Origin of the sequence: Streptomyces sp. NPDC002176, from assembly GCF_044903645.1 — a bacterium.
Taxonomy (GTDB): Bacteria; Actinomycetota; Actinomycetes; order Streptomycetales; family Streptomycetaceae; genus Streptomyces.
Genome location: NZ_JBJDQW010000004.1, coordinates 262,765 through 289,371 on the forward strand (window position 1 = coordinate 262,765; position 26,607 = coordinate 289,371).

25 protein-coding genes and 4 pseudogenes are annotated in these 26,607 nt (G+C 69.7%); 13 read left to right on the forward strand and 16 right to left on the reverse strand.

From position 1 onward, the window contains the following. Nucleotides 1-8: 8 nt before the first annotated feature. The gene (locus tag ACI2LY_RS20280) at nucleotides 9-785 is read right to left on the reverse strand and encodes a response regulator (RefSeq protein WP_404708359.1); all 777 of its coding nucleotides are present in this window, start codon (nucleotides 783-785) and stop codon (nucleotides 9-11) included. A 112-nt stretch (nucleotides 786-897) separates the two neighbouring features. On the opposite strand from ACI2LY_RS20280, the gene ACI2LY_RS20285 reads away from it, so the two are divergent. Beyond that, nucleotides 898-2,490, forward strand: coding sequence for an ATP-binding protein (locus tag ACI2LY_RS20285; protein WP_404708360.1), 1,593 nt, complete (start codon nucleotides 898-900; stop codon nucleotides 2,488-2,490). A gap of 96 nt (nucleotides 2,491-2,586) precedes the next feature. Here the strand turns inward: ACI2LY_RS20285 and ACI2LY_RS20290 are convergent, their stop codons facing one another. The 3 genes from ACI2LY_RS20290 to ACI2LY_RS20300 all read right to left on the reverse strand — a co-directional run bounded on the left by ACI2LY_RS20290 (nucleotide 2,587) and on the right by ACI2LY_RS20300 (nucleotide 5,792). Then, nucleotides 2,587-4,128, reverse strand: a complete 1,542-nt coding sequence (locus ACI2LY_RS20290) for an alpha/beta hydrolase (protein WP_404708361.1) — start codon at nucleotides 4,126-4,128, stop codon at nucleotides 2,587-2,589. A gap of 328 nt (nucleotides 4,129-4,456) precedes the next feature. Further along, nucleotides 4,457-5,200 carry a metallophosphoesterase gene (locus ACI2LY_RS20295; protein WP_404708362.1) on the reverse strand — a complete coding sequence of 248 codons (744 nt, stop codon included), beginning with the start codon at nucleotides 5,198-5,200 and terminating at the stop codon, nucleotides 4,457-4,459. A gap of 43 nt (nucleotides 5,201-5,243) precedes the next feature. Beyond that, nucleotides 5,244-5,792 (reverse strand): YitT family protein, encoded by a 549-nt coding sequence (locus ACI2LY_RS20300; RefSeq protein WP_404708363.1) that lies wholly within the window; start codon nucleotides 5,790-5,792, stop codon nucleotides 5,244-5,246. A gap of 249 nt (nucleotides 5,793-6,041) precedes the next feature. On the opposite strand from ACI2LY_RS20300, the gene ACI2LY_RS20305 reads away from it, so the two are divergent. Both ACI2LY_RS20305 and ACI2LY_RS20310 read left to right on the forward strand, forming a co-directional pair. Next, complete coding sequence (locus ACI2LY_RS20305) at nucleotides 6,042-7,403, forward strand: PLP-dependent aminotransferase family protein (RefSeq protein WP_404708364.1); 1,362 nt, start codon at nucleotides 6,042-6,044, stop codon at nucleotides 7,401-7,403. A gap of 118 nt (nucleotides 7,404-7,521) precedes the next feature. Then, entirely contained in the window at nucleotides 7,522-8,898 is a 1,377-nt protein-coding gene (locus ACI2LY_RS20310; RefSeq protein WP_404708365.1) for a M1 family metallopeptidase, read from the forward strand. 48 nt (nucleotides 8,899-8,946) lie between these two features. Here the strand turns inward: ACI2LY_RS20310 and ACI2LY_RS20315 are convergent, their stop codons facing one another. Continuing rightward, on the reverse strand, nucleotides 8,947-9,651 hold the full coding sequence (locus ACI2LY_RS20315) for an NmrA family NAD(P)-binding protein (protein WP_404708366.1): 705 nt from the start codon (nucleotides 9,649-9,651) through the stop codon (nucleotides 8,947-8,949). A gap of 175 nt (nucleotides 9,652-9,826) precedes the next feature. Between ACI2LY_RS20315 and ACI2LY_RS20320 the strand changes: the two are divergent. Then, nucleotides 9,827-9,964: pseudogene (locus tag ACI2LY_RS20320) on the forward strand (phosphodiesterase); the annotation flags it as partial. A gap of 184 nt (nucleotides 9,965-10,148) precedes the next feature. Here ACI2LY_RS20320 and ACI2LY_RS20325 read toward each other — a convergent pair. Beyond that, complete coding sequence (locus ACI2LY_RS20325; RefSeq protein ID WP_404708367.1) at nucleotides 10,149-10,655, reverse strand: winged helix-turn-helix transcriptional regulator; 507 nt, start codon at nucleotides 10,653-10,655, stop codon at nucleotides 10,149-10,151. A 104-nt stretch (nucleotides 10,656-10,759) separates the two neighbouring features. Here ACI2LY_RS20325 and ACI2LY_RS20330 point away from each other — a divergent pair, with 104 nt between their 5' ends. Continuing rightward, nucleotides 10,760-11,404, forward strand: coding sequence for a dihydrofolate reductase family protein (locus ACI2LY_RS20330; protein ID WP_404708368.1), 645 nt, complete (start codon nucleotides 10,760-10,762; stop codon nucleotides 11,402-11,404). 214 nt (nucleotides 11,405-11,618) lie between these two features. On the opposite strand, the pseudogene ACI2LY_RS20335 reads toward ACI2LY_RS20330, so the two are convergent. Then, nucleotides 11,619-11,870, reverse strand: a pseudogene (locus ACI2LY_RS20335) (GNAT family N-acetyltransferase); the annotation flags it as partial. On the opposite strand from ACI2LY_RS20335, the pseudogene ACI2LY_RS20340 reads away from it, so the two are divergent. Beyond that, nucleotides 11,805-11,963: pseudogene (locus ACI2LY_RS20340) on the forward strand (ornithine decarboxylase); the annotation flags it as partial. The pseudogenes ACI2LY_RS20335 and ACI2LY_RS20340 sit on opposite strands and share 66 nt — an antisense overlap. Nucleotides 11,964-12,352: 389 nt before the next feature. Here the strand turns inward: ACI2LY_RS20340 and ACI2LY_RS20345 are convergent. The 3 genes and pseudogenes from ACI2LY_RS20345 to ACI2LY_RS20355 all read right to left on the reverse strand — a co-directional run bounded on the left by ACI2LY_RS20345 (nucleotide 12,353) and on the right by ACI2LY_RS20355 (nucleotide 15,332). Then, nucleotides 12,353-13,003, reverse strand: coding sequence for a fasciclin domain-containing protein (locus ACI2LY_RS20345; RefSeq protein ID WP_404708369.1), 651 nt, complete (start codon nucleotides 13,001-13,003; stop codon nucleotides 12,353-12,355). A 287-nt stretch (nucleotides 13,004-13,290) separates the two neighbouring features. Further along, nucleotides 13,291-13,542, reverse strand: coding sequence for a chaplin (locus tag ACI2LY_RS20350; protein WP_404708370.1), 252 nt, complete (start codon nucleotides 13,540-13,542; stop codon nucleotides 13,291-13,293). 486 nt (nucleotides 13,543-14,028) lie between these two features. Beyond that, a pseudogene (locus ACI2LY_RS20355) lies at nucleotides 14,029-15,332 on the reverse strand (transposase). A gap of 158 nt (nucleotides 15,333-15,490) precedes the next feature. Here ACI2LY_RS20355 and ACI2LY_RS20360 point away from each other — a divergent pair. Beyond that, entirely contained in the window at nucleotides 15,491-16,024 is a 534-nt protein-coding gene (locus ACI2LY_RS20360; protein ID WP_404708371.1) for a GNAT family N-acetyltransferase, read from the forward strand. A gap of 111 nt (nucleotides 16,025-16,135) precedes the next feature. After that, nucleotides 16,136-16,798 (forward strand): Type 1 glutamine amidotransferase-like domain-containing protein, encoded by a 663-nt coding sequence (locus ACI2LY_RS20365; RefSeq protein WP_404708759.1) that lies wholly within the window; start codon nucleotides 16,136-16,138, stop codon nucleotides 16,796-16,798. 91 nt (nucleotides 16,799-16,889) lie between these two features. Here the strand turns inward: ACI2LY_RS20365 and ACI2LY_RS20370 are convergent, their stop codons facing one another. Continuing rightward, the gene (locus ACI2LY_RS20370) at nucleotides 16,890-17,438 is read right to left on the reverse strand and encodes a DUF6192 family protein (RefSeq protein ID WP_404708372.1); all 549 of its coding nucleotides are present in this window, start codon (nucleotides 17,436-17,438) and stop codon (nucleotides 16,890-16,892) included. Nucleotides 17,439-17,797: 359 nt separating this feature from the next. On the opposite strand from ACI2LY_RS20370, the gene dhaK reads away from it, so the two are divergent. The 3 genes from dhaK to ACI2LY_RS20385 are packed head-to-tail and all read left to right on the forward strand — an operon-like array spanning nucleotide 17,798 to nucleotide 19,848. Beyond that, nucleotides 17,798-18,790 (forward strand): dihydroxyacetone kinase subunit DhaK, encoded by a 993-nt coding sequence (dhaK, locus tag ACI2LY_RS20375; protein ID WP_404708373.1) that lies wholly within the window; start codon nucleotides 17,798-17,800, stop codon nucleotides 18,788-18,790. Nucleotides 18,791-18,836: 46 nt separating this feature from the next. Further along, nucleotides 18,837-19,445, forward strand: coding sequence for a dihydroxyacetone kinase subunit DhaL (gene dhaL / locus ACI2LY_RS20380; RefSeq protein WP_404708374.1), 609 nt, complete (start codon nucleotides 18,837-18,839; stop codon nucleotides 19,443-19,445). Beyond that, nucleotides 19,438-19,848 (forward strand): PTS-dependent dihydroxyacetone kinase phosphotransferase subunit DhaM, encoded by a 411-nt coding sequence (locus ACI2LY_RS20385; RefSeq protein ID WP_404708375.1) that lies wholly within the window; start codon nucleotides 19,438-19,440, stop codon nucleotides 19,846-19,848. Before dhaL ends, ACI2LY_RS20385 begins: the two co-directional genes overlap by 8 nt. A 43-nt stretch (nucleotides 19,849-19,891) precedes the next feature. On the opposite strand, the gene ACI2LY_RS20390 is transcribed toward ACI2LY_RS20385, so the two are convergent. Further along, nucleotides 19,892-20,257: a glycoside hydrolase family 75 protein gene (locus tag ACI2LY_RS20390; protein ID WP_404708376.1), complete on the reverse strand. Its 366-nt coding sequence runs from the start codon at nucleotides 20,255-20,257 to the stop codon at nucleotides 19,892-19,894. Nucleotides 20,258-20,608: 351 nt separating this feature from the next. On the opposite strand from ACI2LY_RS20390, the gene ACI2LY_RS20395 reads away from it, so the two are divergent. After that, nucleotides 20,609-21,583 carry a fibronectin type III domain-containing protein gene (locus tag ACI2LY_RS20395; protein ID WP_404708377.1) on the forward strand — a complete coding sequence of 325 codons (975 nt, stop codon included), beginning with the start codon at nucleotides 20,609-20,611 and terminating at the stop codon, nucleotides 21,581-21,583. Between the two features lie 160 nt (nucleotides 21,584-21,743). Further along, nucleotides 21,744-22,277, forward strand: a complete 534-nt coding sequence (locus tag ACI2LY_RS20400; protein WP_404708378.1) for a hypothetical protein — start codon at nucleotides 21,744-21,746, stop codon at nucleotides 22,275-22,277. 4 nt (nucleotides 22,278-22,281) lie between these two features. On the opposite strand, the gene ACI2LY_RS20405 is transcribed toward ACI2LY_RS20400, so the two are convergent. The 4 genes from ACI2LY_RS20405 to ACI2LY_RS20420 form a co-directional block, all read right to left on the reverse strand. After that, on the reverse strand, nucleotides 22,282-22,836 hold the full coding sequence (locus ACI2LY_RS20405; RefSeq protein WP_393915286.1) for a PadR family transcriptional regulator: 555 nt from the start codon (nucleotides 22,834-22,836) through the stop codon (nucleotides 22,282-22,284). 39 nt (nucleotides 22,837-22,875) lie between these two features. Next, nucleotides 22,876-24,891: an FAD-dependent oxidoreductase gene (locus ACI2LY_RS20410; RefSeq protein ID WP_404708379.1), complete on the reverse strand. Its 2,016-nt coding sequence runs from the start codon at nucleotides 24,889-24,891 to the stop codon at nucleotides 22,876-22,878. Nucleotides 24,892-25,162: 271 nt separating this feature from the next. Continuing rightward, nucleotides 25,163-25,537, reverse strand: coding sequence for a hypothetical protein (locus ACI2LY_RS20415; protein WP_404708380.1), 375 nt, complete (start codon nucleotides 25,535-25,537; stop codon nucleotides 25,163-25,165). 86 nt (nucleotides 25,538-25,623) lie between these two features. Further along, complete coding sequence (locus tag ACI2LY_RS20420) at nucleotides 25,624-26,505, reverse strand: hypothetical protein (protein WP_404708381.1); 882 nt, start codon at nucleotides 26,503-26,505, stop codon at nucleotides 25,624-25,626. Nucleotides 26,506-26,607 lie beyond the last annotated feature (102 nt).

A 26,607-nucleotide genomic window follows, 5' to 3' on the forward strand; every position in this document is an offset into this window, starting at 1 on the left:
CGACCGGTTCAGGCGCGGGGCGGCCGGGTGGCGGTCTCCAGGTAGAAGGCGTCGATGCTCTGGACGGCCTGCTCGAACTCCGCGAGGTTGACCGGCTTGGTCACATAGGCGTTGGCGTGGCCCTGGTAGGCGCCGGCGACGTCGTCGGGGGCGGAGGACGTGGTGAGGACGACGACGGGGATGGTCTGCAGCTCCTCGTCCGCCTTGAGGATCTGGAGCAGTTCGCGGCCGTTCATGCGCGGCATGTTGAGGTCGAGCACGATGAGGTCGGGACGCACGCTGTCCGGGGAGCGCAGGTGCTCCAGCGCGGCGACTCCGTCGGTGACCTGGACCAGGTTGCGGGCGCCGCGCTCGGAGAGGGCTTCCTCGATGAGGAGGGCGTCGGCGACGTCGTCTTCGACGAGCAGGACGTCGAAGGGGCGGGTGGGGGTGGTCATCATCGGATGCTCCGTGGGTGCTTCATTGGAGTGGGTGAAGAGTCCCGGCCAGCGGCGTCGGGCGCCCTGGCGCGTCATGTCGCTGGCCTCGCCGAGCTGGGGATAACCGGCGCCTGCGCGGGCGGCGTCGACCGCCGCCGCGCGCTGGAGGCGCTCGGCGGCCCGCTGAAGGTGCGTCAGCACGTGCAGCCGGGTCAGCGCGTGCGAGGGATCGTCCGGCAGCGGAATCCGGGAACCGGCGTCCGCCACCGCATGGACGACGCGTCGCGCGACCTCGTCGACCGCGGCGTCCGCGAGCGCGGCCATCTCCTGCGGGGCGGTCGGCGCGACGAAGTTCTTGCCAGGCATGACCAGCAGGGTAAGCCCTCGGCATCACCCGCGACAACAACAGTTGTCGTCGTCCCTTAAGGTAAGCCTGCGCCGCTTTGATCGCGGCCGTCACCGCGGAGGAGAACTCAGGATGACCGTCGTCGAGAAGCCGCCGCACACGCGGGAGCCGTACGGGTGGACGACTCGGCGCTGGCTTCGCCTCGGAGTCACCGTGGCGATGTCCGTCCTGGTACTCCTGGGCGCGACCGGCGCCTGGGCCCTGGGCCGGACCGCTTCGATCAGCGACAACCTCGTGGACGTGAAGTCCCCCGCGCTGACGACCTCGATCCGGCTGGAGTCCGCGCTGCTCAACCAGGAGACGGGCATCCGCGGCTACGGACTCACCGGGACCGCCGACTTCCTCGACCCGTACCGGCAGGGGCTCGGCCAGCAGAAGACCTACACGAAGACCCTGTCGGACCTCCTGCGGGGCAACTCCGCGCGCCTGCGTGACCTGAAGACCGTCGAGGACCGGATCGAGACGTGGCAGACGCAGATCGCACGGCCGATCGCGGCCTCACCGGCAGGCAAGCCCTCGCCGCTGGCCACCGAGAACGCCACCCGGGGCAAGACGGCCTTCGACGCCATGCGCGCGGCCATGGCCACCCAGCAGGACCGGCTGCGCGCCGACCGCATGGCGGCCAGGGCGGATCTGGCCGCCACGATGCGCCTGCGCAACTGGATCTTCACCACCATCGCGGCCGTCATCGTGGCCCTCGCCGTGATCGTCTCCGAGGCGCTGCGCCGGGGCATCACCGGGCCGCTGGAGCGGATCGGCGCGGATGCCCGGACCATCGCGGAGGGCGACTTCGGGCACCCGATCACCCCGACCGGCCCCGCCGACCTGCGGCAGTTGAGCGCCGAGATCGAGTCCATGCGCAGGCGGCTGGTGCGCGCACTGGACTTCAGCGAGGAGGCGCGGTTGCGTCTGGACGAGCAGTCCGCCGACCTCAAGCGGTCCAACGCGGAGCTGGAGCAGTTCGCGTACGTCGCCTCGCACGACCTCCAGGAGCCGCTGCGGAAGGTGTCCAGCTTCACCCAGCTGCTCCAGCGGCGGTACGGCGGTCAGCTCGACGAACGGGCGGACCAGTACATCGACTTCGCCGTCGACGGCGCGAACCGCATGCAGACCCTCATCAACGACCTGCTCGACTTCTCGCGCGTGGGCCGCGTCCACAACACCCATCAGACCATCGACCTCAACACGGTGATGAAGCGGACCCTCACCGCGATCAGCGTCAGCGTCGAGGAGTCGGGAGCGGTGATCACCCGTGACGAACTCCCCACCCTAATCGCCGACTCCACGCAGATGGGCATGCTGTGGCAGAACCTGATCGGCAACGCCATCAAGTTCCGCCGCCCCGGCGAGACCCCGGCCGTCCACATCTCCGCCGAGCAGGACGGTGACTTCTGGCGCTTCGCCGTCACCGACAACGGCATCGGCATCGCCGCCGAGTACGCCGAGAAGGTGTTCGTCATCTTCCAGCGACTGCACACCAAGGACCGGTACCAGGGCAGCGGCATCGGCCTCGCGATGTGCAAGAAGATCGTCGAGTTCCACGGCGGCACCATCTCCGTCGACCTCGACCACACCGGCGGCACCCGCATCGTCTTCACCTTGGCGAGCAGGCCCATGGCGCCGATCGAGTCCGAGGACCTGAACTCGGAGACAGTGGCGCTCTAGGGCCTGTCGCGCCGGAGGGGGGCGCGTGTCGGGTGGCTGCCCAGCCCCGCGTGCGCGCGTAGGGCGCGGGGGCCGCCCGGCGGTTCCGTAGGTGCCTCAGGACATGTTGCCCCGGCACACCGTTCCCGGAGCCGGGGTGTGGCCTGTGCGGAGGTATCGGTCGACCGTCTCCGTGACGCAGCGGTTCTGCGGGTATGTGCCGTGGCCCTCCTCCTCGGCCGTCAGGAGTACGCCGACACCGTCGCCCAGGGCGCTGGCCATGTGGCGGGCGCCGGGGTACGGGGTGATCGGGTCGCCGGTGCCGCCGACCACCAGGACGGGGGCCGCGCCATCGGCGTTCACCTGGGGCGTGACGCGCTCGCCGTCGAACGGCCAGCCGTAACAGAGGTAGATGATGGTGGACCAGGCAGCGCCGAAGACGGGTGAGGCGGCTTTGATGCGGGCCTCGTCCCTGTCGAGGCGTTCAACGCTGGGGCGCAGGCTGGAGTCCGCGCAGGTGATCGCGGTCTGGGCGGCGCGGTTGTTGTCGCGTGGGGTCGCCGCGCGGTCGGCGGAGCCGAGGTCGTCCGCGCCCTTGCTCAGCAGACGGCCGTCGTTGTGGTCGATCAGCGCCGTGAGGGCCTTGGCGAGCGGCGACCAGCCGTCCGTGCCGAGGCGGAGATGGTCGCTGATGGCATGTGCGACGGCGTCGGCATCGAGGTTCCTTCCGCCGCCGACCGGGGCGGGCTTCTTCTCCAAGCGGTCGGCCAGGCGCACCATGCGTCGCGCGGCCTCCTCGGGCCCGTCGCCGGTCGGGCAGTGGCGGATACGGGCCGCGCAGTGCGCGGCGAACCGGTCGAACGCCGCCTGGACCGCCTTGACCTGCGACACCTCTTCCTCCACCAGGTCCTCGGTCGGATCTACGGACGCTTCGAGGACGAGCCGCCCTACGTGCGACGGGTACAGGTGGGCGTAGACCGCGCCGAGCGCCGTTCCGTACGAGACGCCGAAGTAGTGCAGCCGCTCGTCGCCGAGGAGGTAGCGCATGAGGTCGAGGTCGCGCGCGGTGCGCGAGGTGCCGATGTACGGGAGGAGCGCCCCGGAGTGCTGGGCGCAGGCGTCGGCCCCGTCGTAGCCGGTGTCGTCCGCAGTCTTCCCACAGCGCACGGGGATGGTAGCGCCGACGCCGCGCGGGTCGAAGGAGACCAGGTCGTAGCGGTCGAGCAACGGCATGTACCCGTTGAGGAATTCGGGCAGCCCGCTCACGCCGGACACACCGGGACCGCCGAAGTTGAAGACGAGCGAGCCGATGCGCCGAGCGTTCGGTCCGGTGGCCTTGCGGCGGATCAGGGCCACGTCGATCGTCCTGCCGTCCGGTTTCCGGTAGTCGAGGGGGGCCTTCATGGCGGCGCAGTCGTAACCCGTGTGCGCGGTGCAGTGGGACCAGCGGAGGTGCTGGCCGGTGGTGAGCGCGGCAGACAGACCGGCGGGCGGGTTGCTCGCGGTGAACTCCGTACGCGGCTCCGCACTCCGACCGGGAGCATCGTGCTGGAACCAGGCGGCCACGGCCCCGATCACGACGAGGACGACCACGGCGATGATGCGCGCACCGACCGAGAGACCCGGTCCGTGGCTTCGTATCCGGTGTGCGTCACTCATCGAAATCCCCGCGCTCCCGCCCCTGGACACCCGTAACTGTGATCGTCCGATCGTCGGATGAGTGCAGGTTACAAGCCGCCTACGACAATCCGAGGTGGCCCGCGTGGTCAGCCGGCCAGCATTAGCAACTCGGGTTCGGCCACGCGGCGGTGGCTGTTCAGGTAGTGGATCAGCTGTGCCGGCCCGGTGTCGATGTCCTGCGTACGGCGCTCGATATGCCCTGGGCGTCTCTGTGTCCGGAACGCCTGGGGTGTCGGCAGCCGTGGGGAGGTGGGTCCACAGACCGGTGCAGGCACGGCTGCTGAGCGGTAAAGGTCTCCGGGCGGACTCAGAGCACGACGCGGTAATGGGTGGTCAGGCGCCGTTCGTCGTCCAGAACATGGAAGGCGATGCCCGGCGGCTGGTCCCGGTCCGCGAGGTCGTCGCCTTCCCACTCCATTCTCAGGGTCCAGGTGACAGCCGGGCCGACGATCAGGGGACGGCCCGCGAAGGTCGAGGCGGCTGCCGTGTGGGCGTGTCCGGTCAGGACGGCGACGACCTGGGGGTGCGACTCCAGCAGGGTGGCCAGTTGGCCGGGCTGTTCCAGCATGATGGAGTCGAGCAGCGAATGGTGGAGTTCGACCGGCGGGTGATGGAAGGCGACCAGGGCCGGGGTGTCCCGGGGCAGGCCGGTGAGGGTGGTGTCCAGCCAGTCGAGCGTCGCCGCGTCGAGGCGTCCCTCGTCACGGCCGGGGATGGTGGAGTCGCACATCAGCACGGCGGTCCCGGAGATGTCGTGCAGCCGGTTCACGGGCGCGTCGTCGGGCGCCTCTCCGAGGAGAGCCTTGCGGTAGGCCGCGCGTGCGTCATGGTTCCCGGGAAGGGTGAGCACCGGGAAGGGCGCCGTCCGAATCCGGGCTGCCTCCTCGTACTCGGCCTCCTCGCCGTGATCGGCTACGTCTCCGGTGACCAGGACCGCGTCGACCGGGCGAGGCAAGGCCCGCAGGTGGTCCATGACGCGCTCGGCGCGCCGGGTGGCCCTCTCACTGCCATCCAGGTGCAGGTCACTGATCTGGGCGAGTAGCAACGTCATCCTTGTCCTCTCATGGTGTAAGTGGTCGGTCCCGTCCCGAAGTTCACAAGGATTGCCCGTCCGCATCGACGACGGGAAGGCGAACCGCTACCCGGGGAAGGAAGAGGCCGACGAGGGGCCCCATGCACAAGGCGACCAGCACGGTCCCGGCCCCCAGGGTTCCGCCCATGAGCCAGCCCGCGCCGGCGACAGTGACGTCGATGCCGGTGCGCACCACGGCGATGGGAAGGCGGGTGAGCCGGACGAGTCCGGTCATGATGCCGTCGCGGGGGCCGGAGCCGAACTGGGCACCGAGGTAGAGCGCGTCGAAGAAGGCCAGAGCGACGAGGCCGAGTACGAGGTACGCGATCTCGGTGAGCGTCCCCTGCGGGCGTGGGAGGACGGCGGCGGTGGCATCCGCGGCGAAGCCGACGATGGCGACGTTGAGAAGGGTGCCGAGGCCGGGCAGTTCGCGCAGCGGAATCCACGCCAGGAGTACCGACAGGGAGATGAGGTTCGTCGCCCACCCGAACGAGATACCGAGGGTCGTGGCGGTGCCCTCGGTGAGCACGTTCCAACTGGCGGCTCCCAGCCCGGACTGGACGAGCGTCATCACGGCGGCCCCGTATCCCACCAGCCCGACCAGGAGTTGGAGTACGCGACGTGTCGTGCGGCCCGCTCTGAATTGAGCGAGCGCGTTCAACCGGGCCAGCACAGGCGGGCCTTGGCGCGTCTGGACAGGGACGTGTGCAGCGGAAGCAGGAGGTGCCATGCGGCAAGCCTGCGAGCACCTGGACCTCGATTCCATAGCCAGATTGCCTATGCTGGCGGGGTGAAAGTAAGTGCGCACGCGGTGGCACGCATGCTCGGGACCTGGCAGGAGGGGCCGGGGCCGACGCATCAGCGCCTCTCCGACAGGCTGCGGCTCCTCGTCCTGGACGGACGTCTCACCCTCGGGTCGGTCCTGCCGAGCGAGCGTGACCTGGCCACCGCGCTCTCCACCAGCAGGACCACTGTCGGCGCCGCCTACCGCACTCTGGTCGATCAGAGATACGTCGCCACCCGGGCACGAGCCAGGGCGACAGTGCGGCTACCCGACGACCCACCGCCCGAGCGCGGCGGCACCGCGGGCTCGGCGGCCATCGACCTGTCCTTCGCCGCTCCGCCCGCGCCCGTCGAGATCCTCCACACCGCGTTCGCGACCGCGCTCGAACAACTGCCGCGGCACTTCGAGCGGCACGGCTACGACCGGTACGACATCGCGGAGCTGCGTGAAGCGGTGGCCGACTGGTATCGACGGCGCAACCTACCCACAGCCCCCGATCACATCCTGATCACCAATGGCGCGCAGCACGCGCTCGCCCTCCTCGCGCGTACCCTCCTGTCCCCGCGCGACAGGGTCCTGATCGACCATCCGACCTATCCGCACGCGATCAGCACGTTCACCGAGGCACGGGCCCGACTGCTGGCGGTCGCCCTGGCGCCCTCGGGCTGGGACACGGCACAGCTCCAGGAAGCGGCCCGCAGCGCGAATCTGGCCTACCTGATACCCGACTTCCACAATCCGACAGGGCTGTGCATGCCCGCGAGCGTCCGCGCCAGGCTCAGGCTCGCCTGCCCCACGGTCATCGACGAGACCATGACCGACCTGGCCCTGGGCGGAGCGAGCCCGGAACCCTTCGCGCTGCACATGCCGACCGCGATCAGCATCGGCTCGGTCTCCAAGAGCATCTGGGGCGGCCTACGCATCGGCTGGATTCGGGCGACGCCGTCTCTCCTGGAACGCGTCCAGCAGACCCGGCATGCGACGGACCTCGGCACCCCTGTCGTCGAGCAACTCGCCACGGCCGTACTCCTGAACGAGCACCAGACCCGACGCCCGGGCATACTCCGCCAACTACGTTCGCAGCGCGACGCATTGTGCGCAGCGCTCACCGACAACCTGCCGGAGGTCCAGGCCCCTCGACCCGTCGGCGGCGTCACGCTGTGGGCGACCTTCCCCGAGCCCATCAGCTCACGGTTGGCAGCGATCGCGCCGGACCACGGAGTGACCATCGCAGCCGGACCACGCTTCGGAATCGGCGGCGCGTTCGAACGCAACATCCGACTGCCCTACACCCTCCCGCCCGCCCAACTGACCCAGGCCATCGACAGACTCGCGCGGGCACAGCGAGCACTCGCTCGAGGCGTCACCGGAACGCACACCCCCGCACCGGTCGCGTGACCCTGCGATCGATGGGAGACACGAGATGAAACCGCACATGGCGAAAGGCAGTCGGCCTCGGTCGGCGGTCCCGAGCCGTCTGTCCGGCTGGGCTCCGGCCACAGCACTCCTCCTGGCCATGACGACATCCTGCACCGGCTCCGCTCCGGGAGACGGTGCCCTCGCGGTCGGCAAGCCCGGCACGGCCGGAGTGGGAGATCGGCTGTTCCCAGGGCTCGGCAATGGCGGCTATGACGTGACGCACTACGGGCTGACGCTGGATTACGTGCCCGAGACCAACCACCTGAAGGGCACGGCGATCATCACAGCGCGCGCCACCCAGGACCTGAGCCGCTTCGACCTCGACCTGTCAGGGCTGCGGGTACGCGCCACCACGGTGCAGGGAGCCACGGCCCAAGTCGCGCGCTCGGGCGACGAGTTGATCGTGACACCGGCGAAGACGGTGCGGAACCGCGAAGTCTTCAAGACGGTCGTCACCTACGACGGCACACCGCGCACGCTCAAGGACGACGACGGAAGCCTGGAAGGCTGGATGGAGACCGACGACGGCTCGACGGCCCTGGGCCAGCCGTCCGGCTCCATCACCTGGTTCCCGGGCAACCACCACCCGTCGGACAAGGCCACGTACGACGCCACGGTCACCGTGCCCAAGGACGAGGACGGCGACCCCTACGACGTGATCAGCAACGGTGAGCTGATCGCGGAGGAGGACAAGGGCACAACGGTGACCCGCCACTGGCGCACCGAGGAGCCCATGGCCAGCTACCTCGCACACGTCTCGGTCGGATACTTCGAGATGCACAAGGGCTGGACGGGCGATGACGTGCCCGTTCACGTCGCCATCGACCCCGACGAGGCCGAAAAGTCCGCCGATGTCGCAGACCTGGTGCCCGAGATCGTCGACTGGGCCGGTCAGCGCTTCGGTCCCTACCCCTTCTCCTCCACCGGTGCCATCGTCGACCACCTGCCCGGGCTCGATTACGCCCTGGAGACCCAGACCAAGCCCTATTTCGCCGAGGCGCCCGACGAGGCACTGCTCGTGCACGAACTGGCCCACCAGTGGTTCGGCGACTCCGTCACCCCGCGCGAGTGGAAGGACATGTGGCTCAGCGAGGGTCTGGCCACCTACGCGGAGTGGCTTTGGGAGGAGGACCGGGGCAACAGGAGCACCACAGAGATCTTCAAGGACTTCTACGACGGCACGGACACCGAGAGCGAGGGCATCTGGGCGTTCCCACCGGCGGACCCGCCCAGTGCGGGGCACGTCTCCGACCCGCCCGTCTACGGACGCGGTGCCATGGTCGTGCACAAGGTGCGCGAAGCCGTCGGCGACGAGACCTTCTTCGACATCCTTCGTACCTGGACCCGACAGCACCGGCACGGCAACGCCGACACCCGGCAGTTCATCGCCCTGTGCGAGAGCAAGTCCGGGAAGGACTTGACCGCGCTCTTCAACACCTGGCTCTTCGACAAGAAGAAGCCCTCCCGGATGTGAGGGGAGGGCGATCCGACGAGAGAAAGGCCCTCCTCGAAGGCAAAGCCCTCACGAACCCTCCGTGAACGCGATGGCGTGCTCAACGGCCCACTGGCGAAACGTTCGCGGCGCCGTCCCGAGGATGTCGGCCACCGCAGTGGTGATGTACGCGGGCTGTCCGACCGCCGCACTCCACGCGGCGAGCAGCATCTCGACGGCCGAACTGGGCACCGTACCCTCCCACAGACTTCGGAACTCGTCCGGCGTCATCTCCTCGAATGCGATCCGGCGCCCCAGGACGTCACCGATGACCTCCACCTGTGCGGCGTGGGTCAACGATTCGGGGCCGGTGAGGACGTAGTCGCCTCCGACGTGCCCGCTCTGACAGAGCGTCCGCGCCGCGACGGCCGCGATGTCGCGCTCGTCGACCGGTGCCGACTCGGCCGCACCGTAAGGCCACCGGACGACTTCACCGACCCGGATCGCGGGCGCCCACCAGGCCAGCGAGTTCGACGCGAACATCCCCGGCCGGATGATCGTCGACTCGAGTCCGGCGGCCGCGATGCGCCGCTCGATGTCGGCGTGCAGCGCCGCCATGGGATTGGGCTTCTGGAAGAAGGGATGCGGCGTCCGATGCGGGGAGGAGAGGAAGACGACCCGCCGCACGTGGGCTGCCAACCGCTCGACCACTGCCGCGGCGGTCCGAGGCGGGGCGGTCAAGACGAGGAAGACCGCACTGGCGCCACTCAACGCCGGGTCGATCGACGCCCCCATGCGTTTCGCCTTCCGTGACTCCCCCTCACGGCGAGAGGTACCAGGTGAAAGGCAGCTTCGACGAACTCGCCGATCCGATCCGCCGGATCGTCGCTCAGTCGCGCGAGTGGGCCCGCGCGACTGAGCCCGCCCGGCTCTCAGCCCGGCGCGTCCCCGGTGCCCCCGGGATGCACGGGCAGCCGCCTCGACCTTCGCCGGACGTCCCCTTAACCTGGGCCCTGAGAATGCGGCGGGAAGGCGACAACCTCTCAGACCGGGACCAGCCCCCGGCATCGCCTTCCACGTCCTGGACGGCGACCGCCGCCTGACCAGCTGCGCTTCGACCGGCGGGTCGGCGAACGCCTGCGTGCCCTGGTCCACGACGCGCAGCTCGGCTACCCACCACCTGGATCACCCAAGCGCGTCGGCCGTCTCGTCTGGACGCCTTCGGACGCTACTTTCCGTCCCCAGGAAGCGCTGGCACTCCACCAGATCGGCCCCGGCTGACCACCCGGCGGTCACGGAGCGTCGCGGCTGCTTGTGAGCGCTTGCTCGTACGCCGCCTGGAGGAGTTCGGAGGCCCGAGGCTGGTCGGGGTTGGGGCGGGGGGTGTCGAGGTGGGCCTCTCGGAGTTCGTCCATGAGGTTCTCCCAGAGGTCCGAGCCGCCTTCCTCCAAGAGGCGGGCGCGGACGGTGAGTTCAGGTGTGGTCGGGCGGTGCCGCATTCCCCAGGAGCCGAGCGCGACCATGACGGGTACGGTCTGGATGCCCGCCTCGGTGAGGCTGTAGGTCGACCGGCGTCCTCGTTCGGCCTTCTCCTGGGTAAGGAGACCACCGGCGACGAGGGACTTGAGGCGGCTGCTGAGGATGTTCGACGCGATGCCCTCTTCCGAGTGGCTGAGCAGCTCACGGAAGTGTCGGCGTCCGCCGAACATGATGTCGCGCAGCACGATGAGGCTCCACTGGTCCCCGAGCGCTTCCACCGCCGCGTTGATCGCGCACCCGGACCGCGGTTCGTCTCGCATGCCCACCTCCAGTGATTGCATTCTGCCACCACCAAGCCTAGGCTCGGCGGCGGCCAGTGATTGCAGTTCGCAATCACATCGCTTCGAGGGTGGGGGTCCGTGCAATGTCCCGCGTGAGAGTCCACAACTTCTCTGTCTCCGTCGACGGATACGCCACTGGTGAAGGGCAGAGTCTCGACGCCCCGTTCGGCCACGCCGGCTCGCGGCTCCATGAGTGGTTCTTCCCGACCAGGACCTTCCGGCAGATGCTCGGCAAGCCGGACGGGAGCACCGGGGTCGACGACTCCATCGCCGGTACCTGGGATGCAGGCATCGGGGCGGAGATCATGGGCCGCAACAAGTTCGGCCCCCAGCGCGGGCCGTGGGAGAACGAGGAGTGGAACGGCTGGTGGGGGTCCAACCCACCTTTCCACACACCGGTGTTCGTGCTGACGCACCACCCGCGCCCCTCGGTGAAGATGGAGGGCGGCACCACGTTCCACTTCATCGACGCCACGCCGCAGGAGGCACTCCGTCAGGCACGCGAGGCCGCGGGCGACCTCGACGTGAGGATCGGCGGCGGCCCCACCACGGTCCGCGAGTTCCTCGCCGCAGACCTCGTCGACCACCTGCACGTCGCCGTGGTCCCGATCGTCCTGGGCCGTGGTGAGCGCCTGTGGGACGGAATCGAGGGGCTGGAAGAGCGCTTCCAGGTCGAGTCGGTGACCACGCCCAGCGGTGTCACGCACATGACCTTCACGCGGCCGTAGCGGCCGCCCATCCCCCGCGCCCCGCAGGCCGATCAGGTCAGTTCGTGGGCGAGACCCGCGTAGACGTACTCGCTGCTCCACTCCGTCCTGTCGAGGTCGTTCTCAACGAGGTGCGCCTCGCGGCACATGCCTGGTCGCTCGCACACCGGATCGAGGCGTCGAGGCGGGCGACGAGACGGTGCGCACCGAGCGCGCGGAAGGCGGCCGCTGCCACCGCTCCCGCCGCCTCGGTGGCGTAGCCCCTGCCGCCGTGCGCGGGGTGGAAGACCCAGCCAATATCGACGTGCTGGGCGCGGGCGTCGGCGAGCTTGAGAACGATCTCGCCGATGGGCTCGGGGACTCGGCGCGCCGTACGACGAGCAACAGGGAGTCGCCGGTGTCCGCCCAGGGGCTGCCCTGCAAGATGATCACGCCGTACCCGCCGGGCATCCCGGCCGTACTGCTCACCGAGCCCGTACTCCGCTATCTCGGCATAAGCGTCCGGGCGGGCATGAACCTCCCGGACACGGCCGACACCGACCTGAAGACCGTACGGGTGTGCGCGCAACACGGCAGGTAAAGCAGAGTCGTACCAGCCCTCGATCCTCGCCGAACTGGCAGGCGGAGCCTTTTCGTCACCACTGCGCCGTTCCGTCATGAACTGCCATGCAGTGCACCATGCCGCTGGCGGTCACCGAGAGCCAGTCGCGGGGAGTCAGGCCGTCTCGGCCATGCCATGCCTCGTGGGCGACGGTCGCCAGGAGGGCACAGATCCAGCAGCCCGGCACGGGAACGAAAGCATTGACGGGTGGAATGGTCGAGAAGGGCTCGTCATGCATGGGGCTGCCGTTCTGCGGCGTGTGTGAGGGGGAGCCTGCGCCGGGTCCGGTCAATACCCGATCAGACGTGTGACCTACCGGCAGGGCGATGCGTCGGCGCACGCCCCGCCAGCGGGTGACCATCCCCGGTTCAGCTCTTGGGCATCAGGACGGTGTCGACGATGTACACGTTGGCGTTGGCGGTCTTCACGTTGCCGCAGACGACCTTCGAAGAGCCGTTCACGGTGTACGACTCGCCCATGCCGGAGGTCATGACCTTCGACTTCTCCAGCGTGTCGAAGGAGCCCTTCTCCAGGTCCTTCGGCGCGAGCTTCTGACCGACGACGTGGTAGGTCAGGATCTTCGTCAGCTGGGCCTTGTCGCTGAGGACCTTGTCCAAGGTCGCCTTCGGAATCTTGTTGAAGGCGTCGTTCGTCGGTGCGAACACCGTGATGTTCTGCGCGTTGTTCAGCGTGTCGACCAGACCGGCCTTCTTCACCGCCGTGACCAGCGTCGACAGCGCCGGGTTGTTCGACGCGGCGGTGGCCACCGGGTCCTTCGCCATGCCGTCGAAGGAACCGGCACCGTCCTTCGGCACCGACGAACAGGCGGCACCGAACGGCTGGTCCATCGTGCTCGCGCTGCTGTCCGAGGAGCCGTCCATGCCCTTGCCCGCGGAGGCCGACGCCGACGCTTTGGACTCGGACTTGTCGGAGCCGCTGCCGGAGCAGGCGGTCAGGGCCAGCGGAAGTACAGCGGCGGCGGCGAGCAGGCCCACGGTGCGACGGGTACGGGTGTTCATCAAAGTCTCCAGTTCAACGCTGCAGCGCCATGCTGCCGTTCAGAAGCGACGCGGAGGGAAGACTGGACAAGTGGACCCAGTGAGCAGCACGGCCCGACAGGGCTGCGGAACCGGCCTGATCTTCCTTCACGCTGGGAATCCGTATCCACGGCCCGCACGGATTGGTCCGATTCCCTGCCGACTGAAGAATCACCCGGGCCCGGCAGCGCGCCACAGGGCGTTGCGTGAGAACCCCTTCACGCAACACCCTGCCGCCAACTCCCGCGCCGCCTAGTGCTGGTGCGCGATCAGAAGTTCGCGCAGGTGTTGCCGAAGGCGGGGTTCAGGGCACCGATCACATTCACGGTGTTGCCGCAGAGATTGATCGGCACGTGGACCGGGATCTGGAGCACATTGCCCGACAGCACGCCCGGCGAGCCGATCGCGGCACCCTGGGCACCGCTGTCGGCCGCAGCTACTGCCGTACCGGCGGCCACGATTGCCCCGGCCGCAGCCAGCGTCGCCGCTCCTCGGACCCTGCGGGATGTCAGGTGACCCATGTTCGTCTTCCTCTCGTCGCAACTCCCGGCGGAGTCCTCCGCCGCCCCGCCTCGTCGTGGCCAGGTGTTGGTAATCCGCCGCGGCACCACCCATGGACTGCCCACCGCGCCCGGATTCGCTCGAACGGCCTACCCGGTGACATCGGCGCGCGCTCTGGGTCGTTAGCGAGACGTTCACGAGGAAGAGGTCAGGCAACCAAGGCCGATACGACTCGAACGGCGCCGAGCACCGGCAAGATCGCTTCCCCGAGTGCAACCGAGCGGCGGCGATCCTAGTGTCAGGGCTTCGTGAAAGGCGGCCATCAGACGAAGAGGCGTAGCGCCTCAGATGCAGGTCAACTTGTAACTACAGCAACCAGGCTCGCGTCGGCCCTCCTCATTGGTGAAGGCGATCAGCGCGCACACGAGAAACAGGAAGGGCTGGGACAGCCCGGACGAGCGGGCCGAGGAGCATCCCAATGCGGCGGGGAACAGTCAGCTTGTTCTTTATGGTCTGAGTCGGTTTCGTTCAGTGATGCTCTCGGGTCGTTTCACGGTCTTGCCCACGTCGTAGCGGGTGGGCGGGCCGTTGGTTCTTCAATCCAAGCGGCCTGCCAGGTCGGAGAGTTAAGGGTTTCGGTGCACGGGACGGACAGTGCAGGTACGAGCGGAGGTTCCGAAACCCACGGCGGACTCGGGCCGGGGTGAGCCGGCCAGGCTCGGCGGGCTTCTCCCACGGCCGCCGCAAGTCGGCGGCGGGGTCACGCAGGAGGCGGATCTGGGTATGTGCGGCGAAGATCAGCCAGGTCCACCGCTCACCAGCGTCTGGGGTTCGCAGCTTCGGGACGGGTCCACCCGAGGGTCTGTTTCATCAGCCTGAAGAGGTGTTCGATGTCGAAGCGCCTCAGGAACGTCTGCCAGCGCACGTCGACGTCCTCGTTGCTGAGGCGGTGGCGGACGACCAGAGCCAGAGCGGGTCTCCGCCGCCAGGCAGGCGGTCGCGCGGGCCGTGCCGTATCGGTCGGTGACCTGCACTGTTGTCGCGTCCGGCTCACCCCAGGTCTCCGGCCTGGCGAAGCGGAACTCCTTGCCGTGCTTCGGCGGGCGCCCGCCCTGGGGATAGGCCAGAGCGTACTCCCTGAGCGTGGGGGTCGGCCGGCGCATGACGCGGTCGGAACGCATCCGCCCCAGCACCTCGACCGGAAGGCCGGTACGGAGGTGGGCCATGCGCGGGGCATCGTAGCCGACGTCGAAGACGATGAGGATGTCGCAGTCGCCGATGTGCCAGCGGCCCATCTCGATGAGGTCTGTGACCACTGGGCGAAGCTGGGCGGCGGTGACCTCGGCGACATCGTCCTCGGGCCCGAGACGGACGTTCCAGGGCGGCGACGAAGGAGTACGGCCAGCCGGGAATGAACTGGTCCGAGGACCGTCCGCTGCGGCCGTAGACATGGCAGAAAAGACGCTCCGCGCTGGTCGGCGCGTCGGGGCGGAGCCAGTTGCTGACGTCGATCGCGAGGACCAGGCGCCCGTCGGCGGCCCGCAGCATCGGCAGACCGGCCAGCACCTGCCGCAGCCGGGGCACGTCCACGTTCCCGCTGTTCAGCGCCTCGTACATCGCGCCGCGCCCACGCCGGCTCGGCCACCAGCGTCAGGTCCACCGGCGAGGTCACCGGCCGTCCGCACACAGCAACGCGTCGACGATGTCGAACAGTTCGTCCCCGCGCGGTCAGGCAGTCCAATAGGTCCTCCGGGAAGCGTGACGCTCGCGCGAACGCTTCCCCGGGACCGGCGTCAGGCAGCAGACTCACCTTCACGGCCTTCGTCTCGATCAGTGCACCTCGGTCGGAGCACATGATCAGACGAAGGCCGCTCCAGCGTCCGGGAAAACCTCGTACGGGCGATCATGTTCGGCGTATCGTTCGAGGCTCGCCCGCGCCGGGCGGTATCAGGGCAGAATGACGTCGTCATGGACACGCATCCCCTCCAGCTCACCGCCCATGGCCTCGTGCTTCGTGAATGGACGAGTGCCGACCTCGCCGCCATGCAAAAGCTGTTCGACGACCCCGACGTCGCCTACCGCACGCCGTTGGAATCACCGTTCGGCCAGGCCGCCGCACAGCGATACCTGCACAGCACGGAGCGAGCCCGACGGAACAACGACCGGATCCACCTGGCCATCACCACCGACGGGCACCAGGCGCTGGGAGAAGTCCTGCTCAACCGCGCCACTGGCAGCATCGGCTACATCGTCGGCGCCGCCCACCGCGGGCAACGATTGGCAGTGCGCGCTCTTCGAACGATGACCGAGTTCGCGCACACCACCCTCGCCCTACCGACGGCGATCCTTGAGATCGAAGCTGACAACCAGCCCAGTATCGCCGTCGCACGTTCGGTCGGCTTCTACCCGTCCAACTCGGCCCCTGAGACCGTCACCGACAAGGGCCGGATCTACGACCTACACACCTGGGAACACACCCTGACCAGCCCTGCCCGAGGTTAAAGAACAAGGTCAGTGCCTGTTCCTGACGCAGCCATGACATGGTGACAGCCGTGATGCGTTGGCGAACGGTTGGTTGTTGACGCGTGCGGTCAGCACCTTGGGAAGGACATGATGAAGCTTCTCCTCACCGACTCCGGCATCAAGAACGCCAGCATCCAGAATGCGCTGGTCAACCTCCTGGGTAAGCCGATCAGCGAGTCCAACGCTCTCTGCATTCCCACCGCGGGATATGGGGGCCCCGGCGCCGATCCGGGTGGGCCGTGGCGGTTCATCAGCGGCCGTTCTCCCAATCCCATGACTGAGCTGGGGTGGAAGTCAGTGGGCGTGCTGGAGCTCACCGCGCTGCCCAGCATCGACGAAGCCCTCTGGGTCTCCTGGGTCCGGCAAGCCGACGCTCTGCTGGTCAATGGGGGTGACGCGCTATATCTGTGCCACTGGATGCGCAAGTCAGGCCTGGCTGGACTCCTGCCATCGCTGCCCGACATGGTCTACGTGGGTCTCAGCGCCGGGAGCATGGTGATGACCCCCCGCGTCGGCGAGGACTTCGTGGGCTGGAAACCGCCCACCGGCGGCGACAGCACGCTGGGCGTGGTCGATTTCTCGATCTTCCCGCACCTGGATCATCCGGCTTGCCCGGAGAACACCATGGCCGCCGCCGAACGATGGGCGGCCGGGATCAGGGGTCCGGCGTATGCGATTGACGAGCAGACGGCCATCAAGGTGGCCGACGGCGCCGTGGAAGTGATCTCCGAGGGCCACTGGAAGTTGTTTTAGTGCTTCCTCCTATGTGGACAGCGCGGTGCCATGGGAAAGTGGGTTCCGGCCGGGAGCCCGCGGGCTGGTGCGGGTGTAGTTGCTTGGGCGATCACGGCCGACTCCGCAGAAGGTCGCCGGTCACCGTGGCTAGGACCTCCTCGTCCTTCGCGAGCGTGTGGATCGCGCTGACTTTGTCCTGCGGAGTGATGGGCCTGACGACCTGGCGGCCCGCCCGCCGGTTCGCCTCCTCCGGCATCCACTGCGGCTTCCCCTCGGGCGGGGTTCCGATCGCCTCGAACCGTTCCACCTCGCCCGCGATCCCCGCCCAGATCCGGTGGACCGTGTAGGAGACGCCGGTGACCCGGTGCTCCTCGGGCCACCGAGACGCCGTCCACCTCACCTGGCCACCATCGAGTACGACACCCCGATGTCCTCGGTCAGCCGGAACAGCGACTCCTTCACTGTGAGCGGCGCCTCGCTCTTCTCCTGGCTGCCTTACTCGCGACTCTCGCATCGGCTCGGCCTCCAGCGCGTAGTCGCCGATCGCGAACTGGATCCGGCTGGCCGTCTCCACCAGCATCCTCAGCGCGGCCACGATCTGCGCGTACCGGCTCGCGCTGACACTGCCGACCTTGTCGCCGTCTTCGTCGGCCCTCACCGTCAAGATCACCCCAATGGCCGATAAGGACTTTCCTGGGTCACGGAGCGATTCCGCTGGATCGTCCCGCAATCACTGTGCGACCCGCGCTCACCAGGCCCCTACAGGCCAAGCGCAGCCGCAGACATCCCGCGATGCTTGAGCTGACCCCGACCCACGCGCGCAACCGAGGCGCGCGAAGCGAGTACAAACGCCTGCCTCCCTCCACGTGACCTTCCCCGCCGCAAGGTCGATACTGCCGACAGTAGTACTGCCATCTCAACGCCACAGACCGCCCACCCACACCTGGCAGCTCACCAGCGATAACACAGCCCATAGGTCCGTACAGGTCCGTACGCTCGCCTCATCAGGAGATACCGATGAAGATGCTGATCAATGTCCCGGAGACCGTGGTGGCCGATGCGCTGCGGGGGATGGCGGCCGCGTATCCGGATCTGAACGTGGATGTGGAGAACCGGGTGATCGTCCGGAGGGACGCGCCGGTGGCCGGGCAAGTGGGGCTCATCTCGGGTGGCGGGTCGGGGCACGAGCCGCTGCACGGCGGGTTCGTCGGACCGGGCATGCTGGCCGCGGCCTGTCCGGGCGAGGTGTTCACCTCGCCGGTGCCGGACCAGATGGCGCGGGCCGCGGCGGCCGTGGACAGCGGGGCCGGGGTGCTGTTCGTGGTGAAGAACTACACCGGCGACGTGCTCAACTTCGACATGGCCGCCGAACTCGCCGAGGACGAGGGCATCCAGGTCGGCAAGGTCCTCGTCAACGACGACGTCGCGGTCACCGACAGCCTCTACACGGCGGGCCGACGCGGCACCGGGGCGACCCTCTTCGTGGAGAAGATCGCGGGCGCGGCCGCGGCCGAGGGGCAGCCGTTGGAGCGGGTGGAGGCCCTCGGCCGCCAGGTCAACGACAGTTCGCGCAGCTTCGGCGTGGCCCTCAGCTCCGTCACCACCCCGGCCAAGGGCTCCCCCACCTTCGATCTGCCGCCGGGTGAACTGGAGTTGGGCATCGGCATCCACGGTGAGCCGGGGCGGGAGCGGCGCCCGATGATGACCTCCGGGGAGATCGCCGACTTCGCGGTGAACGCCATCCTGGACGACATGACGCCGCGCGGCCCGGTGCTGGTCCTGGTCAACGGCATGGGCGGAACGCCGCTGCTGGAGCTGTACGGCTTCAACGCCGAGGTGCAGCGGGTGCTGGCGGAGCGGGGTGTGGCCGTCGCACGCACGCTTGTCGGTAACTATGTGACCTCGCTCGATATGGCGGGCGCCTCCGTCACCCTGTGCCAGGTCGACGAGGAACTGCTGCGGTTGTGGGACGCGCCGGTCAGGACACCGGCGCTGCGCTGGGGGATGTGATACGGCGGAGTCAGTGGTCAACATCCCTACCAGCCAAGGAGATCCAGTGCTCGACGCCGACTTCTTCCGCCGTTGGATCACGGCGACCGCCGCGTCCGTGGACCGGGAGGCGCAGCGGCTCACCGCTCTCGACTCGGCCATCGGCGACGCCGACCACGGCAGCAATCTCCAGCGCGGCTTCACGGCCGTACTGGCCACCTTGGAGAAGGAGGCCCCGGACTCGCCGGGTGCCGTGCTGACGCTGGCCGGACGCCAGTTGATCTCCACGGTCGGCGGGGCGTCCGGGCCGCTGTACGGCACGTTGCTGCGCCGGGCCGGGAAGATGCTCGGGGACACGCCCCAGGTGAGCGAGGGGCAGCTGGCCGAGGCGCTGCGGGCCGGGGTGGACGGCGTACGGGCGCTCGGCGGGGCGTCCGCCGGGGACAAGACGATGCTGGACGCGCTGATCCCGGCCGTGGACGCGCTCGGCGACGGGTTCGACGCCGCACGCCGGGCCGCCGAGTCCGGTGCCGTGGAGACGACCCCGATGCAGGCCCGTAAGGGACGGGCGAGCTACCTCGGGGAACGCAGCATCGGCCATCAGGACCCCGGCGCCACCTCGTCGGCCCTGCTGATCGCGGCGCTGGTGACGGCCGAGGGAGGCTCCGATGAGTGACGAGCGGCATGTCGGGATCGTGCTGGTGTCGCACAGCGCGGAGGTCGCCGAGTCGGTGGCCGGGCTGGCGAAGGCCCTGGCGGGCGGTGCCACGGCGGTACCGGTCGCCGCGGCGGGCGGTACGGACGGCGGCGGCTTCGGCACCAGCGCGGAGCTGATATCCGCCGCGTCGGCCGCCGTGGACCAGGGCGCGGGGGTCGCGGTCCTCACCGACCTGGGCAGCGCCGTGCTCACGGTGAAGGCGCTGCTCGCCGAGGGCGACGAACTCCCGGCCGACACGCGCCTGGTGGACGCCCCGTTCGTGGAGGGCGCGGTGGCCGCCGTGGTGACGGCGGCGACGGGCGCCGATCTGGACGCGGTGGTCGCCGCCGCGACGGAGGCGTACGCCTACCGCAAGGTATGAGCGCCGGGCCGGTCCCCACCACCGGGGACCGGCCCGCACACCGTCAGTCCGTGCGGCCGACGAACTTCCGGGCCAGCTCCTCCCCCTTGGCCACCGCGTCGTCGTGGTCCTCGATGGGCCGTGCCCGCGTGTCGCGGAAGACGATGTACGTGACGCCGGAGTGGGCTCCGCCGTCGCGCGGGTCGGGGTCGATGCCCAGGGCGCGGGCGGTGGCGTAGGACGCCTCGCCGATGAGATCGCGGGGGCCGGTGTCCCCGACGACGGCGTACCGCACCCGGTCGCGGTAGAGCACGGCGGCCACGGAGCCGCCCCGGACGCCGTGGGCGCGGTGGTCCCAGATGGCGCTGGTGGGCGGGATCACAATGCAGGGCAGCCGTTCGGCGTCGAGCGGGCGGCCGTTGGGGGACATTCCGGACACCATCACCCAAGGGCGCGGCGAGACATGCGTACGGCTGCCGCTCTACGGCCGGACAGGGCACGTTCTGCGGCCGGATGGAGCAGCTCACGGGGTCCGAAGGGTCGGACCGGCGAGGGTCCGACCCCCCGGCCGCCCGCGTCGGCGCGGGTTCGGCGACGACAGCGTTTCCGCGCCACGGGCATGAACTCGACCCCGCATGGGGGCAGTTCACGCCTCAGGGAGATCACAGCATACGTAATGCCCGGACTCCCCCACCAGCGAGGCCCCCTTGCCGGGGTGACCCCGTGGGCGCCATATTGGTCCGGACCTTTGCCGTGATGCGGGCCTCCGGGAGGCAGCGCCGTGCGACGTGTTCCCCTCCGCCCCGGCCGCCGGGTGCCGGTCTGCGCGGCCCTTCTGCTGGCCGTCTCCTGCGGTACGCCCGACGGCGGGTCCGACGACGGCCCGACCCCCGGCGCCCCGACCGGTGTCACCGCCGACGCGGGGAGCGCCACCAGCGTCCATGTGATGTGGAACGCGGCCGGGTCCGGCGTCCATATCTACGAGGTATATCGCGGCACCACAAAAGTCGGTGAAGTACCGGCCACTCAACACATGGTGGATGTCACCAGGCTCAAGCCGTCCACCATGTACGTCTTCACCGTGCGGGCCCGGAGCGCGGACGGCCGTCTCGGGCCGCCGAGCCGGGAGGTACGGGCCCAGACGCCCGCTTATGTGGCCGCGGACCATGTGGCGCCGAGCCGTCCCGGGCGCGTCACCGGCAAGGTGGTGGACGGGCGGGCGGTCCAGCTGTCGTGGGCGGCCGCGCACGACGACCGGGGCGTGCGGTCGTACGCGATCCAGCAGGGCGGGGTGAAGATCCACGCCGTGGGCGGCGGCCAGACCGCGACCGTGGTCACCGGACTGCGCCCCGGCACCCGCTACACGTTCACCGTCCAGGCCCAGGACGCGGCGGGCAACCTCTCCCCCGCGAGCACCCCGGTCCGGCTCACCACCCCGGGCACGGACGACCGCCGAGGCACCGCGCCGACCGGCTTCGACGTGACCTCGCGCCGTTCCGCCGGGTCGTACTACCTCGATCTCTCCTGGGACCCGCCACGGGTGGACGGGGTGATCACCGAGTACCAGATCCGGCTGGACGGGGGCACGGACAGCTCGCTGGTGTGGGGCGGCATCCCGCCGCGCGGCCGTGCGCACCACAGCCTGTATGCCGGGCGCGAGGCCGGGGAGGTCCACCGGGTGCGGCTGCGGGCCCGGCTGCCGGACGGCACGTGGGGCGGCTTCTCGGTGGAACGGACCGTCACGACGGGCCGCTGACCGGCGGACGCCCGGACGGCGGAGTGCGTCACCTGTGCGGACGCCCTGCGCATGCGGCGCCGTACGGGGCCGCGTTGGCTGCTTCTGGGGCAGCACGGATGTTTCCCGACCCCAGGCGGCGCACGGGACGTACCGCCACCGTGCCGCCGGAGGCAGGCCCATGCGCTACTCCCGAGTTCTCACCCGTTCCGCCGCTCCCCTGGCCGCCGTCGCGCTGCCACTCGCGCTCGCCGGGCCGTCCGCGGCCGTGGCGGGGATCTCCGTCAGCACCACGGGCACCAATGTGTCGGTGGTGACCAGCGCCTGCGCCCAGAACAACGGCAGTTGGGGCACCGCCTCCCTGCTGGCCAGCGGGCAGACTAGCTTCGCCCAGGGGCGCCAGGTGGCGCTGTCCGGTACGACGGTCAGTCAGTCGGCCGCCTGGTCGGCGGTGGCGCCGGGGACGTACACGGTGGCGGTGCGGTGCTCCAACGGCGTCTCGGCGGGTACCCAGTCCGTCATCGTGTCCGCGGCCGCCACCCCGACCCGCGCGGCCACTCCGTCACCGTCGCGGGGCGTGGCGGGCGGCCTGGGCGGCTCGGCCCGTGACTACGGCACGCTCACCCTGGGGGCGGGCGCGGCGCTGGTGGGGTCGGCGGTCATCGCGGGCGCCTGGTTCCTGCGCCGCCGCCCGAAGCCGCACCGGCGGTACTGACGGATCACCGCTCGGGGCCGTCCGGTTCCAGTTCGGGGAAGTCCTTCAGCGCCTCGGTCAGCCACTGGGCCCAGAAGGTCTCCAGGTCGATCCCGGCCCGCAGGACCAGATGGCGCAGCCGGTCCTGCGGGGAGTCCCGGCCGGGCGGGAAGTCGCGCTGCTCGATCTCCTGATAGACGGCCAACTGGCTCTCGTGCAGCTCCAGATGGCGCCGCATGTCGGCCGCGAGGCCCGCCGTGCCGACCACCGCCGCCGCCCGCATCCGCAGCAGCATCGCGTCCCGCAACGGCCTGGGGTCCTGGGGCGCGGCGGTCCAGCGGGCCAGCTCCTCGCGGCCCGCGGGCAGAACCTCGTAGCTCTTCTTCTGCCCACGGGCGGGCTGCGCGGACGGCAGGGCGCGGATGAACCCCTCGGCCTCCAGTTTCCCCAGCTCGCGGTAGATCTGCTGGTGGGTCGACGGCCAGAAGTAGGCGATCGACTTGTCGAACCGCCGGGTCAGTTCCAGACCCGAGGACGGCTTCTCCAGCAGGGCGGTGAGGATGGCGTGCGGGAGTGACATGGGCTCATCCTAGGGACGCGGTCACCATGTGGTGTCCCCCTACAACGCCGCCGCCAGCTCGGTGCCCTGCTTGATGGCCCGCTTGGCGTCGAGTTCGGCCGCGACGTCGGCGCCGCCGATCAGGTGGGCGTTGACTCCGGACGCGATGAGCTCCTCGTACAGGTCGCGGCGCGGGTCCTGGCCGGTGCAGAGGACGACGGTGTCGACCTCCAGGACGTGGCTCTCCTCGCCGACGGTGATGTGCAGCCCGGCGTCGTCGATCCGGTCGTAGCGCACGCCGGGGACCATGGTGACGCCCCGCAGCTTCAGCTCGGTACGGTGGATCCAGCCCGTGGTCTTGCCCAGTCCGGCGCCGACCTTGGTGGCCTTGCGCTGGAGCAGGTGGACGGTGCGCGGGGACGCGGGACGGCTGGGGGCGGCGAGGCCGCCAGGGGCCGCGTAGTCCATGTCGACGCCCCAGGTGCGGAAGTACGTCTCGGGGTCCTCGTGCGCCTTGTCGCCCGCGTCGGTGAGGAACTCGGCCACGTCGAAGCCGATGCCGCCCGCGCCGAGCACGGCGACCCGCTCGCCGACGGGGGCGTTGTCGCGCAGCACGTCGAGGTAGCCGACGACGCGCGGGTGGTCGATGCCGGGGATGTCGGGGGTGCGCGGGGTGACGCCGGTGGCGACGACGACCTCGTCGTACCCGGTGAGGTCACCGGGGGTGATCCAGGTGCCGAGGCGTACGTCGACGCCGTGGGTGTCGAGCTGGTGGCGGAAGTAGCGCAGGGTCTCGTCGAACTCCTGCTTGCCGGGGACCTTGCGGGCCACGTTGAGCTGGCCGCCGATCTCGTGCGCGGCGTCGAACAGGGTGACCTGGTAGCCGCGTTCGGCGGCGGAGACCGCGCAGGCCAGGCCCGCGGGCCCGGCGCCGACGACGGCGACGCGCTTGCGCAGCCGGGTCGGGGTGAGCACGAGTTCCGTCTCGTGGCAGGCGCGGGGGTTGACCAGGCAGGAGGTGATCTTGCCGCTGAAGGTGTGGTCCAGGCACGCCTGGTTGCAGCCGATGCAGGTGTTGATGGCCTCCGGGGTGCCCGCGGCGGCCTTCGCGACGAAGTCGGGGTCGGCGAGCATCGGGCGGGCCACGGACACCATGTCGGCCCGGCCGTCCGCGAGCAACTCCTCGGCGAGGTCCGGGGTGTTGATGCGGTTGGTGGTGACCAGGGGCACGGACACCTCGCCCATGAGCTTCTTGGTGACCCAGGAGTAGGCGCCGCGCGGCACGGAGGTGGCGATGGTGGGGATACGGGCCTCGTGCCAGCCGATACCGGTGTTGATGATGGTCGCGCCGGCCGCCTCGACGGCCTTGGCGAGGGTGACGACCTCGGGCAGGGAGGAACCGCCGGGCACGAGGTCCAGCATCGAGAGGCGGTAGATGATGATGAAGTCGGTGCCGACGGCCTCGCGTACCCGGCGGACGATCTCGACGGGGAAGCGCATCCGGTTCTCGTACGAGCCGCCCCAGCGGTCGGTGCGGCGGTTGGTGCCCGCGGCGATGAACTCGTTGATGAGGTAGCCCTCGGAACCCATGATCTCGACGCCGTCGTACCCGGCCTGCCGGGCCAGGCGGGCGGTACGGACGTAGTCCTCGATGGTCCGCTCGATGTCGGCGTCGGTCAGCTCACGGGGGACGTGGGGGCTGATCGGGGCCTGGAGCGGGCTCGGGGCGACCAGGTCGGCGTGGTAGGCGTACCGGCCGAAGTGCAGGATCTGGAGGGCGATGCGGCCGCCCTCCCGGTGGACGGCGTCGGTGACGACGCGGTGCTCCTCCGCCTCGGCGTCGGTGGTGAGCTTGGCGCCGCCCTCGTAGGGGCGCCCCTCCTCGTTGGGGGCGATGCCACCGGTGACGATGAGGCCGACTCCGCCGCGCGCGCGGGCCGCGTAGAAGGCCGCCATCCGCTCGGAGCCGCGCTCGGCCTCCTCCAGGCCCACGTGCATGGAGCCCATGAGGACGCGGTTGGGCAGGGTGGTGAATCCCAGGTCGAGCGGGGACATCAGGTGCGGGTAACGGCTCATCGGGCCCTCCGTGGGGGTGCGGTCGCTTCTTGTTGTAGAGCAACCGCTCACCTTTTTGCAACTAGTTGCATAAGGGTGCGACGGAGGGCACATGGGTGTGGGGCACATGGGAGGAGGCCACATAGGTGTGGCGCACATGTGTGGGGCACACGCTGGCGAGGGGGGCACACGGGCGGGAGCCACACAGGCGGGGCCCACACAGGCCACGCCCACACAGCAGAGTGCCCCGGCCGACAAGAATCGGCCGGGGCACCTCGCACGAGGGGATCGGTCAGCGGCTTTCCAGCAGCAGGTGGAGTTCCCGCTCCTGGTCGCCGGAGGCCGCCGCGGTCTCCTGGACGGTGAACATCTCGCCCAGCGCCTCCCGGAACCGGTCCACCGCCCAGTACCCGCCCTGCACGTCCGCCTGGACGGACGAGCTGAGCTTGGCGGGCGGACAGTTCCCGGTGTGGGAGTCCGCTATGTCGTACGTACCGAGCCACACCATGGGGCGTGACGTGTCCTGCTGCTGCGGGGTGTCGCCCGCGTCACGGTCCGACGCGAAGCAGGCGCTCAGCACATCGAAGACCACGCGCGCGTCGTCCGGCGAGCACCCGCTGATCTCCACCGAGACGGTTTCCGGGTGCGATGCCTCCGTGTTCGTCATGTCCGCTCCTTTCCTGGCCGTCCGCGCTGGTCGGGTACCCAGGCAGGCGCCGACCATCCCCCCGGAGATCGACGGACCCCGGCCGATCAGCTCCGGGTGAACTTGTACGTCTTGCTGTCCGTGATCACACAGAACCCCGGCGAGACGACGATCACCCGCAGGATGCCGCTGCGCCGGTCGTAGTCGATGCCCTCGGTCTCGAAGCTGCCCGAGCAGGAGCTGCGCAGCGGGAGCTGGCGCAGGGCCGTCACATGGCCGGACACGTTGGAGGTGCCGTTCGGCGCCGCCGACAGGTCGATCTGGAGGAGCGGCTTGGTCATGCCGAACAGCGTGCCCTCCGGGTCGTCGGAGGAGCAGAGCAGCGTGGTGGGCCCGGAGAAGTCGCAGCCCTGCACATCACGTACGGGGCGGTCCAGGGCGACGTTGGAGGCCAGCTTCAGGTCGGCCGACGGCGAGGTGGCCGCGTTGACGCCGGGGGTGGGGAAGACCAGCAGGCGGTTCATGGTGCCCCACTCGCCGGAGAGCATCCACTGCCCGTCGGGCGAGATCGCGGACCAGGAGTTGTTCATGGCCTCACCGGGGGCGAGCGTGTGCACGTACTCCGACCAGGCACCCCCGGGCGCCTGCACCCGGTACATCTTGGAGTTGCCCGAGTCCCGCTGGTAGGGCTCGATGTAGTAGCCGTTGTACGAGGCGTCGGGGTCGCCGACGTGGTTCCAGCCCCGGCTGGAGACGCCGACCGGGATGGTGCCGATACCGGTATAGCGGTTCGGGCTGTTCGCCGGGACCTCCACGGAGGTCAGGCCCTGGCTCTCGGTCAGCGGGTCGGCGCGGTCGGAACCGGTCTCGGTCCAGGTGTCCGCCGCCGAGGCGGGGGCTGCGGCGCCCAGGGACACGGCGGCGGCGGTGGCCAGCGTGACGAGTCCGGCGGATAACGCGTGGCGGCGCTTTCGGGCAGGGGCGGGCATGGGCCGACTCCTCGGTGAGGGGGGTGGGGACACTCGGTCGGCGCACAGTCTGGCCCGCCCAGGTAGGCATGTACAGACCAATCAAGGAAGATGACGGTGAAC

What these genes read in the sequence shown, in the direction of transcription:
- ACI2LY_RS20390 (WP_404708376.1), bottom strand. Translation starts at nt 20,257, where the DNA reads ATGTCCCCCAACGGCCGCCCGCTCGACGCCGAACGGCTGCCCTGCATT.
- ACI2LY_RS20300 (WP_404708363.1), bottom strand. Translation starts at nt 5,792, where the DNA reads ATGACGCTCGTCCAGTCCGGGCTGGGAGCCGCCAGTTGGAACGTGCTC.
- ACI2LY_RS20330 (WP_404708368.1), top strand. Translation starts at nt 10,760, where the DNA reads ATGTCCCGCGTGAGAGTCCACAACTTCTCTGTCTCCGTCGACGGATAC.
- ACI2LY_RS20305 (WP_404708364.1), top strand. Translation starts at nt 6,042, where the DNA reads ATGCTCGGGACCTGGCAGGAGGGGCCGGGGCCGACGCATCAGCGCCTC.
- ACI2LY_RS20285 (WP_404708360.1), top strand. Translation starts at nt 898, where the DNA reads ATGACCGTCGTCGAGAAGCCGCCGCACACGCGGGAGCCGTACGGGTGG.
- dhaK (WP_404708373.1), top strand. Translation starts at nt 17,798, where the DNA reads ATGAAGATGCTGATCAATGTCCCGGAGACCGTGGTGGCCGATGCGCTG.
- ACI2LY_RS20280 (WP_404708359.1), bottom strand. Translation starts at nt 785, where the DNA reads ATGCCTGGCAAGAACTTCGTCGCGCCGACCGCCCCGCAGGAGATGGCC.
- ACI2LY_RS20325 (WP_404708367.1), bottom strand. Translation starts at nt 10,655, where the DNA reads ATGCGAGACGAACCGCGGTCCGGGTGCGCGATCAACGCGGCGGTGGAA.
- ACI2LY_RS20310 (WP_404708365.1), top strand. Translation starts at nt 7,522, where the DNA reads ATGACGACATCCTGCACCGGCTCCGCTCCGGGAGACGGTGCCCTCGCG.
- ACI2LY_RS20400 (WP_404708378.1), top strand. Translation starts at nt 21,744, where the DNA reads ATGCGCTACTCCCGAGTTCTCACCCGTTCCGCCGCTCCCCTGGCCGCC.
- ACI2LY_RS20365 (WP_404708759.1), top strand. Translation starts at nt 16,136, where the DNA reads ATGAAGCTTCTCCTCACCGACTCCGGCATCAAGAACGCCAGCATCCAG.
- ACI2LY_RS20385 (WP_404708375.1), top strand. Translation starts at nt 19,438, where the DNA reads ATGAGTGACGAGCGGCATGTCGGGATCGTGCTGGTGTCGCACAGCGCG.
- ACI2LY_RS20360 (WP_404708371.1), top strand. Translation starts at nt 15,491, where the DNA reads ATGGACACGCATCCCCTCCAGCTCACCGCCCATGGCCTCGTGCTTCGT.
- ACI2LY_RS20420 (WP_404708381.1), bottom strand. Translation starts at nt 26,505, where the DNA reads ATGCCCGCCCCTGCCCGAAAGCGCCGCCACGCGTTATCCGCCGGACTC.
- ACI2LY_RS20350 (WP_404708370.1), bottom strand. Translation starts at nt 13,542, where the DNA reads ATGGGTCACCTGACATCCCGCAGGGTCCGAGGAGCGGCGACGCTGGCT.
- ACI2LY_RS20415 (WP_404708380.1), bottom strand. Translation starts at nt 25,537, where the DNA reads ATGACGAACACGGAGGCATCGCACCCGGAAACCGTCTCGGTGGAGATC.
- ACI2LY_RS20290 (WP_404708361.1), bottom strand. Translation starts at nt 4,128, where the DNA reads ATGAGTGACGCACACCGGATACGAAGCCACGGACCGGGTCTCTCGGTC.
- ACI2LY_RS20315 (WP_404708366.1), bottom strand. Translation starts at nt 9,651, where the DNA reads ATGGGGGCGTCGATCGACCCGGCGTTGAGTGGCGCCAGTGCGGTCTTC.
- ACI2LY_RS20410 (WP_404708379.1), bottom strand. Translation starts at nt 24,891, where the DNA reads ATGAGCCGTTACCCGCACCTGATGTCCCCGCTCGACCTGGGATTCACC.
- ACI2LY_RS20345 (WP_404708369.1), bottom strand. Translation starts at nt 13,003, where the DNA reads ATGAACACCCGTACCCGTCGCACCGTGGGCCTGCTCGCCGCCGCCGCT.
- ACI2LY_RS20295 (WP_404708362.1), bottom strand. Translation starts at nt 5,200, where the DNA reads ATGACGTTGCTACTCGCCCAGATCAGTGACCTGCACCTGGATGGCAGT.
- ACI2LY_RS20405 (WP_393915286.1), bottom strand. Translation starts at nt 22,836, where the DNA reads ATGTCACTCCCGCACGCCATCCTCACCGCCCTGCTGGAGAAGCCGTCC.